At 71.2% G+C, this 16540-nt stretch carries 4 protein-coding genes; all 4 read left to right on the forward strand.

The window, feature by feature from the left end; all coding sequences use genetic code 11:
• Positions 1–7: 7 nt before the first annotated feature.
• Complete coding sequence (locus tag SSMG_RS15795) at positions 8–14806, forward strand: non-ribosomal peptide synthetase (RefSeq protein WP_009077409.1); 14799 nt, start codon at positions 8–10, stop codon at positions 14804–14806.
• Positions 14807–14990: 184 nt separating this feature from the next.
• Entirely contained in the window at positions 14991–15731 is a 741-nt protein-coding gene (locus tag SSMG_RS46935; protein WP_009077411.1) for an MFS transporter, read from the forward strand.
• A complete protein-coding gene (locus SSMG_RS46940; RefSeq protein ID WP_009077413.1) occupies positions 15709–16254 on the forward strand; it encodes an MFS transporter in 546 nt (181 codons plus the stop codon). Before SSMG_RS46935 ends, SSMG_RS46940 begins: the two co-directional genes overlap by 23 nt.
• Positions 16255–16452, forward strand: coding sequence for an MbtH family NRPS accessory protein (locus SSMG_RS15805; RefSeq protein WP_009077414.1), 198 nt, complete (start codon positions 16255–16257; stop codon positions 16450–16452).
• Positions 16453–16540 lie beyond the last annotated feature (88 nt).

The following is a 16540-nucleotide window of genomic DNA, read 5'->3' on the forward strand; positions in this document are numbered from 1 at the left end:
ACTCCCCATGACCGCGTCCCGTGAAGACCGCATCGCGGCGCTGCCCGCTCACCTGCAGGAAGCGCTGCGCCGCCGGATGGCCGGAACGGCAGGCCGCGCGCCGGAGATCCCGGCCGCCGCCGACCGTTCCGGCCCGGTGCCCCTGTCGTCCGCGCAACGCCGGCTCTGGTTCTTCAGCCGGCTCCGCCCGGACGATCCCGAATACAACAGCGCGTTCGCCTTGCGGTTGACCGGCGAGCTGGACGTCGACGCGTTGGCGACCGCGTTGCGGCTCCTGGTGGCCCGGCATGAACCGCTGCGCACGACTTTCGAAGAGATCGACGGTGAACCCCGGCAGGTCATTCAGCCGCCGTACGAAGTCGCGCTGCCGGTGGTGGACGCCGCGCCGGAAGACCTCGACGCTGTTCTGAAGGCGGAGTACTCACGGCCGTTCGACCTCTCGCACGGGCCGTTGCTGCGCGCGGTGCTCGTGCGGCTCGGCCGGGCTGAGCACGTGCTGCTGGTGTGCGTGCACCACATCGCGACCGACGGTGCGTCGATGGGCGTGCTGACCGAAGAACTCGGTCTCCTCTACCGTGACGGCGAGCGCGCGGACCTGCCGTCGCAGCCGTTGCAGTACGCGGATTTCGCGGTGTGGCAACACAACCGCCCGACTCGTGCGGCCGGGCTGGAGCACTGGACGCGGCAGTTGACCGGCGTGACCCCGCTCGACCTGCCGACCGACCGGCCGCGTCCGGCTGCCCGCGGCACGGCCGGCGCGGTGCGCGAGTTCACCGTCCCCGCCGACGTGGCCCGCGGGCTCGCGGACCTGGCCCGGACCTCGGAAACCACGTTGTTCACCGTGCTGCTCGCGGCCTGCCAGGCGCTGTTCGCGCGCTACACCGGGCAGGAGGACATCACGCTCGGCACGGTCGTTTCCGGCCGGGACCGTCCCGAGCTGGAGCGGGTGGTCGGGTTCTTCGTCAACACCGTCGTCCTGCGGTCCGAAGTGGACCGGTCGGCTTCGTTCGCCGACCACCTGACCGCGGCGCGGCAGACCGTCCTCGACGCTTTCGCCCACGACGACGTCCCGTTCGAGGAAGTGGTCGACGCCGTGCACGCGGGCCGCGATCCCGGTCGCAACCCGCTGTTCGACGTCATGGTCCTGCTGCACAACGCCACCGGGACCGGGCCGGTGTTCCCGGGCCTGGCCGCCGAACCGGCCGGGGTCGCGCGCGATTCCGCCAACTTCGATCTCACCGTCGAGTTCGAGGAAGCCGACGGCCGCGTGGCCGGGCTCGTCGAGTACAGCACGGAGTTGTTCGAGCTCGGGACGATCGACCGGCTGATCGCGCATCTCCTGCGCCTGCTGGCCGGGATCGCCGCCGACCCGGGCCACCGGATCGCCGATCTGCCGCTGACCACCGAGACCGAGGAGGCCCAGTTGCTCGGCTGGCGCGGCCCGGCGCTCGACGTCCCGGACGGCACGATCGTGGACCGGCTCGACCACCAGGCCCAGACGCGGCCGACGGCGACCGCGCTGGTCTGCGGCGACGTCCGGCTGAGTTTCGCCGAACTCGCCGCCCGCACCGACGTGCTCGCCGCGGACCTCGCCGCCCGGGGCGCGGGGCCGGACCGGGTGGTGGCCGTGCTGCTGCCGCGTTCGGCCGACGCGATCATCGCGCTGTTCGCCGTGCTCAAAGCCGGGGCGGTGCACCAGTCGATCGACCCCGGCCTGCCCGCCGAGCGGATCGAGCTGCTGCTGGCCGACACGAAGCCGGTCGTGGTGCTGGACCGCCTCGGCGGCTTCACCGACGGTCCGCGTCCGGCCGCTCCGAAGCCGACCGACGCCGCCTACGTCATCCACACGTCCGGATCGACCGGCACACCCAAGGGTGTCGTGGTCGAGCACGCCGCTTTGGCCAATCTCCTGGCCAACCACCGGGCCGCGTTCGGCCGCGAACGGCTGCGCGTGGCGCTCACCGCGTCGCTGTCGTTCGACACGTCGTGGGAAGGGCCGCTGCTGCTGGCGGACGGCCACGAACTGCACCTGATCAGCGACGAAACCCGGCTCGACCCGGCCGCGCTGACCCGCTACGTCCGCGAGGAGCGCATCGGCTTCCTCGACGTGACTCCGTCCTACCTGCGGCAATTGCTGCCCGCCGGGTTGCTGGAAGGCGGACAGCGGCCGCGGTTCCTGATGGTCGGCGGCGAGGCCGTCGGCGAGGACCTGTGGCGCGAACTGGCCGGATCCGGGGTGGCCGCCGGGAACTACTACGGCCCGACCGAGTCCACTGTGGACGCGACGTGGGCTCCGGTGACCGGCGACCGGCCGTCGATCGGCCGTCCGCTGGGAAACGTCGGCGCGTACGTCCTCGACGAGCAGCTCCGGCTCGTTCCCGCCGGGGTGCCCGGCGAACTCTGCCTCGCCGGCGCACAGCTCGCGCGCGGCTACCTGGGCAGGCCGGGCCTGACCGCCGACCGGTTCGTGGCGAATCCCTTCGGCGCGCCCGGAACCCGCCTCTACCGGACCGGCGACCGCGCCCGCTGGACCGCCGACGGCCGGCTGGAACACCTCGGCCGCACCGACGACCAGGTCAAGGTCCGCGGCTTCCGGATCGAGCCCGGCGAGGTCGAGACCGCACTGCGCGCCCAGCCGAAGGTGCTCGACGCCGCCGTCGACGCGCGGGGCGGCAGGCTCGTCGCGTATCTCGTCGGCGACGCCGAACCCGCCGAGCTGCGCGCCGCGCTGACTCAGTCGTTGCCCGCGCACCTGGTGCCGTCCGCGTTCGTGCACCTCGACCAGCTTCCGCTCACCCGGCACGGAAAACTCGACCGCCGGGCGCTTCCGGAGCCGGAGATTTCCGCGTCAGCTCAGTACCTCGCGCCGCGCGACGACCGCGAACGCCTCGTGACCGAGGTCTGGGCCGAGGTGCTCGGCCTGGACCGAGTCGGCGTCGAAGACGACTTCTTCGCACTCGGCGGCGATTCGCTGCTCGGCATCCGCGTGGTCGCGCGACTGCGTGCCGAGCTGGGCGCCGACGTCCCGGCCCGGCTGGTCTTCACCGCGCCGACCCCGGCGCTGCTGGCCGCGCAGTTGCCCGCCGTGTCCGCGCCGCAGGAGGCGATTCCACTCCTTCCGCGCGGCGAAGGACCGTTCGAAGCACAGCTTTCCTTTGCCCAGCAACGACTCTGGTTCCTCGACGAGTTCGACCCCGGCAGCACCGAGTACGTCTCGCCGACCGCGCTGCGGTTGCGCGGCGACCTGGATGTGCCCGCGCTGAACCAGGCGCTCACGGCAGTGGTGGCCCGACACGAATCCCTGCGCACGACCTTCGCCACCGTGGACGGCCGCGGCGTGCAGATCGTCCACCCGCCGCACGCCGTCGATCTGCGGGCCGTCGACGGCGACTTGAACACGGCGTTGGCCGCCGCGACCGGCCCGGTCGACCTGCACACCGGCCCGCTGCTGCGCGCCGCGCTGACCCGGCTCGGCCCCGACGACCACGTCCTCACGCTGGTGTTGCACCACATCGTCACCGACGGCTGGTCCTCCGGCGTGCTCCTGAGCGAACTCGCCGCCTTCTACACCGCGTTCACCCGCGGCGAGGAGCCAGAGCTGTCGCCGTTGCCGGTGCAGTACGCCGATTACGCGGTCTGGCAACGAAACCGCACCGATTTCGACGGCCAGCTCAGCTACTGGCGACACCGTCTTGCCGGTCTCGAACCCCTGGAACTGCCCACTGACCGCCCGCGCCCGGCCGTCCGCACGAAGAACGGCGCGCTGCACGAGTTCCGCGTCCCGGTCGGCACGACCGCGCGGCTCGCGGAGCTGTCCCGGCAGCAGGGCAGCACGCTCTTCATGACCCTGCTCGCCGCCTGCCAGATCTTGTTCGCAAGGTGGGCTGGGCAGGACGACGTCGCGGTCGGCACCGTCGTGTCCGGCCGGGAACGCACCGAGCTGGAAGGCCTGATCGGCTTCTTCGCCAACACCCTCGTCCTGCGGTCCACTGTGGACTTGAACCGCGGCTTCGACTCTTTCCTCGGCGAAGTCCGCGACACCGTGCTCGACGCCTTCGCGCACCAAGACGTCCCGTTCGACCGCGTCGTGGACGACGTCCAGCCCGAACGCGACCCCAGCCGCACGCCGTTGTGCCAGGTCATGGTCGTGCTGCACAACACCCCGGACGCCCGGCCCGCGCTGCCCGGGCTCGCCGTCGAGGAGGTCGCGCCGCCGATCGTGACCGCCGGGTTCGACCTGGCGATCCACTTCCAGCAGACCGCCGGGCGGCTCGACGCGGTCGTCAACTACAACACCGACCTGTTCGACGCGGCCACCATCGAACGGCTGAGCAGCTGGCTGCGGACCCTGCTGGCCGGGATCGCGGCGAACCCGCAGCAGCCGCTCGGCCGGCTGCCGTGGCTCACCGCCGACGAGCGCGACCTTGTCCTGCGCGAGTGGAACCCGGTCGCCGTCGCGCCCCCGGAGCCGACGCTGCACCGGCTGTTCGCCGCGCAGGCCGCCCGCACCCCGCACGCCGTCGCGGTGACCTGCGAAGGCGTCGAACTGACCTACCGCGAGCTGGACCGGCGAGCGAACCGCCTGGCGCACCGGCTCGTCGGCGAAGGGGCCGGCCCGGAACGGCTGGTGGCCCTGCGGTTGCCGCGCTCAGCGGACCTGGTCGTCGCGATCCTCGCCGTGCTGAAGTCCGGCGCGGGATACCTGCCGATCGATCCGGACTACCCGGCCGCGCGGATCGAAGCGATGCTGGCCGACGCGCAACCGGTGTGCGTCGTGGACACCGTCGCGGCGGACGATCAGCCGGACACCGATCCCGGTGTGCGGGTCCGGCCGGAGAACACCGCGTACGTCATCTACACCTCCGGCTCTACCGGCGTGCCCAAGGGCGTGCTCGTACCGCACGCGAACGTGACCCGGCTGTTCTCCTCGACCGAGCACTGGTTCGGCTTCGGCGACCAGGACGTCTGGGCGCTCTTCCACTCCTACGCGTTCGACTTTTCGGTCTGGGAACTGTGGGGCGCGCTGCTGCACGGCGGCCGCCTCGTGGTGGTCCCGTCGGACACGGTCCGGTCGCCGGAGGAATTCCTGGCGCTGCTGGCCGAACAGCGCGTGACTGTGCTCAACCAGACGCCGTCGGCGTTCTACCGGCTCGGTTCGCTGCCGTCCGAGCCGCTGAGCCTGCGGTACGTGATCTTCGGCGGCGAGGCACTGGACCCGGTGCGCCTGGAAGAGTGGCGACGGCGGCATCCCGACGGCCCGCGGCTGATCAACATGTACGGCATCACCGAGACCACCGTGCACGTCACGTACCGGGTGCTGGACGACTGCGCGAACGTCGGCGTGCCGATCCCGGACCTGCGCGCCTACGTGCTGGACGCCTGCCTCGAACCGGTGCCGCCCGGTGTCACCGGCGAACTGTACGTCGCGGGCGCGGGCCTGGCGCGCGGCTACCTGAACCGGCCGGGGCTGACCGCGTCGCGGTTCGTCGCGGACCCGTTCGGCGAGCCGGGCACCCGGATGTACCGCACCGGCGACCTGCTCTGCTGGACCGCGGACGGCGAACTCGCCTACCGCGGCCGGGCCGACCACCAGGTCAAGATCCGGGGGTTCCGGATCGAACTGGGCGAGGTCGAGGCGGCGCTGTCCGCGCATCCGGACGTGACCGGCGCGGTCGCGGTCGCGCACGGCGCCGGGGATGCCCGGCGGCTGGTCGCGTACCTGACCGGGACGGTGCCCGGGACGACGGCGCTGCGCGAGTTCCTCGCCCGGTCGCTGCCCGCGCACATGATCCCGGCGGTGTTCGTCGCGCTGGACGAGCTGCCGCTCAACGCCAACGGGAAGCTCGACCACCGGGCGCTGCCCGCACCCGGGGCGCGGGTGGAAAACCGTTACGTGGCCCCGCGTACCGAGATCGAGACCACGCTCGCCGAGGTGTGGTCGACGGTGCTCGGAGTCGACCAGGTCGGCGTCGAGGACAACTTCTTCGGACTCGGCGGCGACTCGATCCTCAGCATCCAGGTCGTGTCCCGCGCCCGCCAGGCCGGGCTGACGGTGTCGTCGAAGGACCTTTTCCAGCACCAGACCATCGCCGAACTCGGCCGGGTCGTCACCACCGGCGGACCGGTCGCGCAGGCGCCGGAGCAGAGCGGACCCGCGCCGCTCGGGCCGATCCAGTCGTGGCTCTTCGAGCATCTGGACGAGCCGTGGCGGATGACCATGTCCGTCCACCTTGTACTGTCTGAAGTGGACGTTGCCCGGCTGACCGCCGCGGTCGCCGAAGTCACCGCGCACCATGCCGCGCTGCGGATGCGGTTCTCCTCTGTGGACGGAAGCTGGCAGCAGGAACCGGCTTCGACGGAATCGGCGGATATCCTGCGGCACGCCGATCTGTCCGAAGTGGACGACGTCGTGGCGGCGATGCACGAGGAGGCAGTGCGCGCACAGACCTCGCTGGATGTCGTGGACGGCCCGGTGTGGCGCGCGGTCCTGTTCACCTTCCGGGACCGCGCGCCGCAGCTGTTCCTCACCGCGCACCACCTCGTCATGGACGGGGTGTCGTGGCGCGTCCTGCTCGGCGACCTCGAACGTGCCTACCGGGGCGAACCGCTGGAACCGGTGGGCAGCTCGTTCCCGCATTGGGCGAGGACGCTCGCCGACCACGTCCGTTCCGGCGGGCTGGACGGCGAAGCGGAGTACTGGGCGAGCGTGCTGCGCGGGGTCGAGACCGCACTGCCGGTCGATCGCTCCGGCCGCAACACCGCGGAGTCGGCGCGTTCGGTGTCGGTTTTCCTCGGCCGGGAGGAGACTTCCGCATTGCTGCAGGACGTGCCCGGCGCCTACCGGACCGAGGTCAACGACGTCCTGCTCAGCGCACTCGCCCGCGTGCTGACGCGCTGGACCGGCCGGTCCCGGGTCGTGCTCGAGATGGAAGGCCACGGCCGCGAGGACCTCGCCGCGCCGCTCGATCTTTCCCGGACGATCGGCTGGTTCACCGCGCAATACCCGGTCGCGCTGACCGTGCCCGGCGAAGGCTGGGACGCGATCCTCAAGTCGGTCAAGGAACAGTTGCGCGCCATCCCGCACAAGGGCGTCGGCTACGAAGCACTGCGCTACTTGACCGATTCCCCGCTGCGGAACGACCCGACCCCGCAAATCTCCTTCAACTACCACGGTCGCTGGGATGTCGGGACCGCGGAGGACGGGCTCTACCAAGGCCGCGGGGAAAGCCTCGGCCACGATTCCGCGCCGGACAGCGTTCGCCCGTACCTGCTGGACGTCGTCGGCGTGGTCGAATCCGGCGCCCTGCACCTGACCTGGGAATACTCCGCCGAGGTGCACGACGAGGCGACCGTCCGCGGCCTGGCCGAGGCGACCGTCGAGGCGCTGCGGGAGATCATCGCGCACTGTGCCGGGGCGGGCGGCCGCACGCCGTCGGACTTCCCGCTCGCCCGGCTCGACCAGGCGACGGTGGACCGGCTGGCCGGCGACGGCCGCGAGGTCGAGGACATCTACCCGCTGACCGCGCTGCAGGCGGGCATGGTGTTCCACAGCCTGGTCGACACCGGATCGAGCGCGTACTTCGACCAGTTCCGGCTGCGGCTGGCCGGGGTCCGGGACCCGCGTGCGCTGGCCGAGGCGTGGCAGCGCGTCGTGGACCGGACGCCGATCCTGCGCAGCAGCACGGTGTGGGACGGCGTGGACGAACCGGTGCAGCGCGTGCATCGCGGGGTCCGGGTGCCGGTCGGGCAGCACGACTGGCGCGGCCTCTCTCCCGAAGCGCAGCAGGCCGAACTGGCGAAACTGCTCGAAGCCGATCTGGCCGCGGGCATGGATCTGACGACGCCGCCGTTGATGCGCCTGGAGATCGCGCGGGTCGCGGACGACGAGGTCCAGCTGCTGTGGACCTCGCACCACGTCCTGCTGGACGGCTGGAGCACCGCGCAGGTCTTCGGCGAGGTGTGCGAGCAGTACACGGCGATTGTCGAAGGCACCCCGGCGAAACTGACGCCGCGGCGGCCGTTCCGCGACTACCTCGCCTGGCTGGCCGCGCAGGACCGGGCCGCGGCGGAGGAACACTGGCGCGGGGTGCTCGACGGCTTCGCCGCACCGACGCCGCTGCCGTACGACCGCCGTCCCACGGAAGCGCATCGCGCGGAATCCGGGGCGACGGTGCTGGTCGAGCTGTCCTCGGACGAGTCGGCGGCGCTGCGCGACATGGCGAAAACCGCGGCGCTGACGGTCAACTCGGTCGTGCAGGGAGCGTGGGCGCTGCTGCTCGCGCGCTACAGCGGCGAGCCGGACGTCTTGTTCGGCACCACAGTTTCCGGCCGCCCGCCCGAACTGCCCGGCGTCGAAGCGATGATCGGGATGTTCATCAACACCGTGCCGACCCGGGTCGAAGTCCGAAATGGACAGTCGGCCGCGGAGTGGCTGCGCGCGATCCAGGCCGAGCAGGCGGACGCGCGCCGGTACGACTTCCTGGCGCTCTCGCAGCTGCAGACCTTCACTGGGGTGCCCGCGGGCGCGTCGTTGTTCGACAGCGTGGTGGTCTTCGAGAACTACCCGATCGAAGACAGCGGACAGGACGGCGTGCGCGTGCTGGACGTCGAATCGCTGGACACCACGAGCTATCCGCTGAACCTCACCGCCTATCTGCACGACCGGCTCGGGCTCGAGCTGTCCTACGACCCGAAGCTGTTCGACGAAACCACCGCCCACCGGCTCGCCGGGCACCTCGCCCAGCTGGTGCGCGCGATCGCCGGAGACCCGTCGCAGCGTGTCGGCTCGCTGTCGCCGCTCACTGCGGACGAGCGCAACCACGTGCTGGCTCTGGGACACGGCGAGACCGCCGACCTTCCCGCGGAGACGGTCCTGGACGTATTCGACGCGACGGTCGCCCGGATGCCGCACGAGACCGCGCTGGTCTTCCACGACACCGTCTTGGACTTCGCGGAGGTCGACGCCCGCGCCACGCAGCTGGCGGAGGAACTGGTCGAACGGGGTGCCGGGCCGGAGCGAGTGGTGGCCGTCATGCTGCCGCGGTCGGCTGAAGCCGTCATCGCGGTCCTGGCGATTTTCAAGGCCGGCGCGGTGTATTTGCCGATCGACCCGGATCTGCCGGAGGAACGCGTCCGCTTCCTGCTGGACGACGCGCGCCCGGTGGTCGTGCTGGGCAGGCCGGACGAGAGCTACGCGCCGCCGGCGCCGGTGTCGAAGCGGCCGGACGCGGATACCGCCGCGTACGTCATCTACACCTCCGGTTCGACCGGCACGCCGAAGGGCGTCGTCGTGGAGCACCGCGCGCTGGTGAACCTGCTGGTCGCGCACCGCGCGGTCTTCCTCGACCGCGGACGGGAAGCCGCGGCGCTCACCGCGTCGCTCGCGTTCGACGCGTCGTGGGAACCGCTGCTGGCCATGTTCGACGGCCACGAGCTGCACGTGCTGGACGACGACACCCGGCTCGACCCGCGCGCCTTGGTCCGCGCCGTCCGCGCGCACGGGCTGAACCTGCTCGACCTCACCCCGGCCTACCTCCAGCAACTGCTGGACGCCGGCCTGGCGACCGGCGAGGTCCGGCCGCGCACGGTGATCACCGGCGGCGAGGCGGCCACCGAAACGCTGTGGCGGCAGCTGGCCGCCGCGGACGTCACCGGGCACAACTACTACGGGCCGACGGAAGCGACCGTCGACTCGATCCACGCGCCGGTGACCGGCGACCAGCCGCTGATCGGGCGTCCGCTGGCCAACTTCCGCGCGTACGTTCTCGGCGACACCGGCGAACCCGTGCCGCCCGGCCTTCCCGGCGAGCTGTTCCTCGCCGGACCGCAGCTCGCGCGCGGCTACCTCGGCCGGCCGGGACTGACCGCCGACCGGTTCGTCGCGGATCCCTTCGGGCCGCCGGGCGAGCGGATGTACCGCACCGGCGACCAGGTCCGCTGGACCGCCGACGGCTCGCTCGACTACCTCGGCCGCGTCGACGACCAGGTCAAGATCCGCGGGTTCCGGGTCGAACCGGGCGAGATCGAGACGGTGCTGCGGCGGCATCCGGCGATCGCCGACGTCACCGTCATCGCCCGCGAAGGCCGCCTCGTCGCGTACGTCGTCGGCGAAGCGCGGGGCTTGCGCGAGTGGACCCGTGAACGGCTGCCGGAGCACCTGGTCCCGTCGGCGTTCGTGTCGCTGGACGCGCTCCCGCTCAACCGGAACGGCAAGCTCGACCGCCGCGCGCTGCCCGCCCCCGGCCGCACCGGAACCGCAGAGTACGTCGCGCCGCGGACGGCTGCGGAACAGCGGCTCGCCGCTATCTGGGCGGACGTCCTCGGAATCGACCGCGTGGGCGCCGACGACAGCTTCTTCGAACTCGGCGGCGATTCGATCCTCAGCATGCGGATCACGTCGCGAGTGCGCGCGGAATTCGGCGTCGAGGTGTCGCCGCGGCTGCTGTTCTCCGCACCGACGCTCAGCCAGTTCGCCGCTGAACTGCCGGTCGAGCAGGCTGCCGCGGAGGCGATCCCGGTGGCCGCGCGGGACGGTGCGCTGCCGTTGTCGTTCGCTCAGCAACGCTTGTGGTTCTTGGACGAATTCGAACCCGGTGGCACGGAGTACCTTTCGCCGACTGCCTTGCGCTTGCGCGGAGAACTCGATGTCGACGCGTTGCGGCGGGCGCTGAACACCATCGTCGCCCGGCACGAATCGCTCCGCACCACCTTCGATGCGATCGAGGGCCACGCGGTGCAGATCGTCCACGAGCCCGCGCCGGTCGACCTCGCGGTCGAGGACTTCGACGAGGAGACTTTGGCGCGCGAAGCGCTCCGGCCGTTCGACCTGCGCACCGGACCGCTGCTGCGCGCGCGGTTGTTCCGGGAGGAGTCCGGCGACCACGTCCTGCTGCTGGCGCTGCACCACATCGTCACCGACGGCTGGTCGGCCGGGGTGCTCGCCGCCGAACTGGACGCGTGCTACTCCGCCTACGTCCGCGGCGAGGAGCCGCGGCTGCCCGAACTGCCCGTGCAGTACGCGGATTTCGCGGCCTGGCAACGGGATTTCCTCGACAGCCCGGAGCTGGACGAGCAGCTCGACCACTGGCGGGACCGCCTCGCCGGGCTCGCGCCGCTCGAACTGCCCACCGACCGGCCGCGGCCGGCGATCCGCGCGAACGAGGGGGAGTGGTTCGGCTTCGCCATTCCCTCCGAGGTCGCTGCGAACCTGCGTGAACTCGCGGGCGCGCAGCACGGCACCCTGTTCATGGCGCTGGTCGCGGTCTTCCAGGTCGTTCTTTCGCGGTGGTGCGGACAGGAGGACGTCGCGGTCGGCACGGTCGCCGCCGGACGGGAACGGCCCGAGCTGGAGCGCCTGATCGGGTTCTTCGTCAACACCCTGGTGTTGCGGTCCACAGTGGACTCGCGCGGCTCGTTCCGGGACTTCCTCGGCGGGGTGCGCGACACGGTGCTCGACGCGTTCGCCCACCAGGACGTGCCGTTCGAACGCGTCGTGGACGCCGCCCAGCCGGTCCGCGACCCGAGCCGGACGCCGTTGTTCCAGGCGATGGTCGTGCTGCAGAACACCGGCGACCGGCCGGGCGGCGGCGCGCTGGTCGCCGAGGAGGTCGCCCTTCCCGCGACGACCGCGACCTTCGACCTGCTCGTGCAGTTCGAGGAGGACGGCGGGTCGCTGCACGCCGCGATCAACTACGCCACCGGCCTGTTCGACGCCACGACGATCCAGCGTCTCGCGGACCGCTTGCGGACCGCGCTGACCGTTCTCGCCGCGCAGCCGGACGAGCCGATAGCGTCGCTGCAGTTGTTGCCGCAGGCCGAGCTGGACCAGCTGCGAGCTTGGAACGACACCGCTGCACCGGTCCCGCCGGCCTCGCTGGCGCAGCTGTTCGAAGCCCAGGTCGCGCGTACGCCGGACGCCCCCGCGCTGGTGTCCGGCTCGGAGGAAATCACCTTCGCCGAGCTGAACGCGCGGGCGAATCGGCTGGCCCGGCTGCTGGTCGAACGGGGTGCGGGGGCGGAACGGATCGTCGCGGTCCGGCTGCCGCGCTCGACCGCGCTCGTCGTCACCGAGCTGGCCGTTTCGAAGACCGGCGCCGCGTTCCTCCCCGTCGACCCGGGCTATCCCGCCGAGCGCATCGAGTTCATGCTGCGCGACGCCGACCCGGTCTTCGTCGTGGACAGCGCGCTCGACGCGAGCGGGTACGCCGACACGAATCTCGACGTCCCCGTCGAGCCGGAGCAAGCGGCATACGTGATCTACACGTCCGGTTCGACCGGGCGGCCGAAGGGCGTCGTGGTGCCGAACGCCGGACTGGCGTCGTTCACCGCCGCCGAGACCGAGCATTGCCAGGTCCGGCGGGGCGACCGGGTCCTGGCGTTCAGCTCGCCCAGCTTCGACGCCGCGGTGTCCGAACTCTGCACGGCGTTGCCCGCCGGCGCCGCGCTCGTCGTGCCGCCGGAGGGGCCGCTGCTGGGCGCGCACCTGGCCGAAGTCCTCGCGAAGCACCGGGTGACGCAGGCAGTGCTCCCGCCGGTCGCGCTGGCCACCGTGCCCGACGTGCCGCTGCCGGACCTGCGCACCGTGGTCGTCGCGGGCGACGTGTGCCCGGCCGAACTGGTCGCTCGCTGGGCGCCGGGGCGGCGGATGATCAACGCGTACGGGCCCACCGAATGCACGGTCGCGGCCTCGTGGAGCGAACCGCTGTCGCCGGGCGGGCCGCCGCCGATCGGCAAAGCGATCCGGAACACCGAAACGTACGTGCTGGACGCCGAGCTCCGGCAGGTGCCGATCGGCTCGAGGGGAGAGCTGTACATCCGCAGTGCCGGGCTGGCCCGCGGATACCTGTCCCGGCCCGGCCTGACCGCCGACCGGTTCGTGGCGAACCCGTTCGGCCCGCCGGGATCGCGGATGTACCGCACCGGCGACGTGGTCCGGCGGCGGGCTTCGGGCGAGCTGGAATTCGCCGGACGCGTGGACCACCAGGTCAAGATCCGCGGGTTCCGCGTCGAACTGGGCGAGATCGAGGCGGCGCTGCGGCGGCATCCGGAGGTGCGCGACGCCGTCGTGGTGGCTCGCGAAGCCGGCGGGCACAAGCGGCTGGTCGCCTATGTGGTCGGCGAAATCGCGTCGCTGCGCGCTTTCCTGGGCGAGACGCTGCCGGACTACCTGATCCCGTCGGTGTTCGTGCCGCTCGACGCGGTCCCGGTGAGCCCCAACGGAAAGATCGACCGCGCCGCGCTGCCCGAGCCGGACTTGTCGGCGCTGCAGACCGCCGAGTACGTCGCGCCGAGCAGCGGGCCGGAGGAGGTGCTGGCGAACGTGTGGGCCGAGGTGCTCGGGGTGCCGCAGGTCGGCGCCGCGGACAACTTCTTCGAGCTCGGCGGGGATTCGCTGCTCAGCATCCAGGTCGTGCACCGGGCCCGGCAGGCCGGGCTGGCGATGCGGTCGAAGGATCTGTTCACGCACCAGACGGTCGCCGAGCTGGCCCGGGTGGTCCATCCGGCCGATCCGGTCGCGGACGAGCGCGAGGCGGTGGTCGGGGCCGTTCCGCTGACGCCGATCCAGCGCTGGTTCCTGGACTCCTCGCCGGTGAACCCCGCGCATTTCAACCAGTCCGTGCTGATCGAGCTGAACGGCCCGGTCGACGAGGAGGTGCTTCGCCAGGCGGTCGACGCGCTGGTGGCACACCACGACGCGCTGCGGTTGCGCTTCGAGCGGACCGCCGACGGGTGGAGCCAGCACAACGACCCGGTCACCTCCGGTTCGGTCCTGCACCGGGTGTCCACTGTGGACCTCGAGCGGGCCGCCGACGACGCCCAGGCGAGCTTCGACCTGGCTCAGCCTCCGCATCTGCGGGCGCTGCTGTCGGATTCCGCGGAGCGCCCGTGCCTTTTCCTGGTCGCGCACCATCTGGTGGTCGACGCGGTCTCGTGGGGCATCCTGCTGGAGGATCTGGAACGGGCCTACCGGCAGATCGAGGCCGGGGAGAAGCCCGATCTGGGCCCGAAGACGACGTCGTTCCGGGACTGGGCGCACCGCCTGCGGGCCTATGCCGAATCCGGTGCCTTGGACGGGGAACGGGCGCACTGGGCCCGCGACCTGCCCGGCTGCGAGATCCCGGCAGACCGGACTGGGGCGGCCCCGGAACCGCAGGAGCTGGTGTCGATCCGCGTCGACGCGCACGACACCGATGCCCTGCTGCACCTCGCTCCCGGCGCGTACCGGACCCGGATCAACGACGTCCTGCTGACCGCACTGGCCTGGACGCTCACCCGCTGGACCGGCGAGCCGGCGGTGGCGATCGACCTCGAAGGCCACGGCCGGGAGGAAATCCTGGACGACGTCGACCTGACCCGGACGGTCGGCTGGTTCACGACGCTGTTCCCGGTCGCCCTCGAAGTCGACCCGGCCGCGAACTGGCGAACCCTGGTCAAGTCGGTCCGCCGGCAGCTGCGGGCGGTGCCCGGCAACGGGTTCGGACACGGGGTGTTGCGGTGCTTCCGCTTCCCGGACCTGGGCCGGGCCGCGCCCCGGGTCGCCTTCAACTACCTGGGACAGGGCGAGAACACCGGCTCCGGGGACGGATTGTTCCTGCGGTCCCTCCCGCCGCTGGGCCGGGACCAGGATCCGGCGAACCGGTCGCCGCACGCACTGGAGGTCGTCGGCGGGGTGCGGGACGGGCAGCTGGAGTTTTCCTGGTACTACCAGCCGGACCAGCATTCCCGCCCGACGGTGGCCGGGGTGGCGGCCGGATTCGCGGACGCGCTGCGGGCCATCGCGGCGGATTGCCGGGGGGAAGAGGGATGAGCCGAATTGGCGGGCACAGCAGCAGGGTGCGGCGGGTCGATCAGGTGGGCTTGCTCGTCGCATCGGGCTCGGTACGTCGACCGGGCGGCTGCGGACTCCGGGTGAGCCGTGGAATGGCCGTCGGCTCGTCGTGGCCGTCCGCCGGTCAGATGGGAGTCGATGCGGGAGTGCGGGGAGGCGGGGCATGAGCGGGATCGCGGGCAACCGGGACTATCGGCTTCTCTGGACCGGCCAGGTCGTCTCCGAGGCCGGGTTCAGCACGACCACCATCGTGTTTCCCCTTCTCGTGCTGGCGCTCACCGGGTCGGCCGCGCAGTCCGGGCTGGTGCTCGGGGCCGTCGCGATCAGCCAGCTGGTTGCCGGATTGCCCGCGGGGGCGTTGGTGGACCGGTGGCCTCGCAAGCGGATCATGCTCGGGTGCGAGGCGGCGCAAGCGGTCGCGGCGGGCGGGTTGGCGGCCGCGTTGTACTGGGGCGTCGCGGAAGTGTGGATGCTCGTCGCGGTCGCCGTCGTGATGGGGTTGAGCCGGGCGTTGTTCGAACCGGCTGAGGAGGCCAGTCTGCCGCGGTTGGTGGCGGAGGAACAGGTGCCTTCGGCGGTCGCGATGAATGCTGCTCGGACCAGTGCGGGACAGCTGTCGGGGACCGCGCTCGGTGGGTTTCTCTTCGCGGTGGGGCGGGTGGTGCCGTTTCTCTTCGACGTGGTCGCGCACGTGTTCGCGTTCGTGTCGTTGTTGTTCGTGCGGTTGCCTCGGCGGGCGGAGCGTGCGGACGGTGTCCCTCCCCAGCATTTGGGCCGGGAGATTGTCGAGGGGCTGCGGTGGGTGTGGGGCCGGCCGCCGTTGCGGGCGACTGTGTTGTGCGTGGTCAGTTTGAATTTGTTCTTTTCCGCTTATTTATCTGGTGATTATTGTGCTGGCCAATGAGCGGGGGGTGCCGTCGGGGGAGATCGGCGTGATGGCGGCGATGTTGGGGGCTGGGGGGATTCTGGGGTCGCTGGTCGCGCCTTACCTGCATCGGGGGGTTAGTGCGTTCCGGCTTGTTGTCGGGGTGTTTTGGGCGTTGACTGTGCTGACGCCGCTTGCTGTGTTCGTCCATAATGGATATGTGATGGGGGTGTTGTTCGCGGCTGTTGCGTTTTTGCCTCCTGCGGCCAATACTGCTATTGCGGCTTATCAGTTGCTGTCCACTCCGGATCATTTGCGGGGGCGGCTCGGGGGAGTGGTCGGGGTGACTGGGGGGTTGGCTGCTGCGGCTGGGCCTGCGTTGGGCGGGTGGCTGGTGGAGGCGTTGCCTGCGGGGTTTGCGGTGTTGGCGTGTAGTGGGGGGATTGCGGTGGTCACTGTGGTGGCGACGTTCAGCCGCAGTTTGCGGGGGTTGCCTTCGGGGGGTTCGGTTCCGGTGCTGGAAGAGGCTTCTGGTCAAGTTGTTGAGGAAGGGAAGAAGTGAATGGATGACGGGGTTGTGTTTCAGGTTTTGGTCAATGACGAGGAGCAGTATTCGTTGTGGCCTGGGGACAAGGAGGTTCCGGCTGGGTGGCGGCCGGAGGGGATGCGGGGGAGCCGGGAGGAGTGCATGAGTCACGTGGATCAGGTGTGGACTGATATGCGGCCTCGTAGTTTGCGGGAGAGGATGGCGGCGGAATAGGTGTTCGGCTCGTCGCCTGGCGGCGACATTGCTGCGCCTTGGGTTGCGTGGGGCACCCCGATTTTTGATTGTGCTGACGGTTCGGGGG

Origin of the sequence: Streptomyces sp. AA4 (assembly GCF_000158875.1) — a bacterium.
In the GTDB taxonomy this organism is placed as follows: Bacteria; Actinomycetota; Actinomycetes; order Mycobacteriales; family Pseudonocardiaceae; genus Amycolatopsis.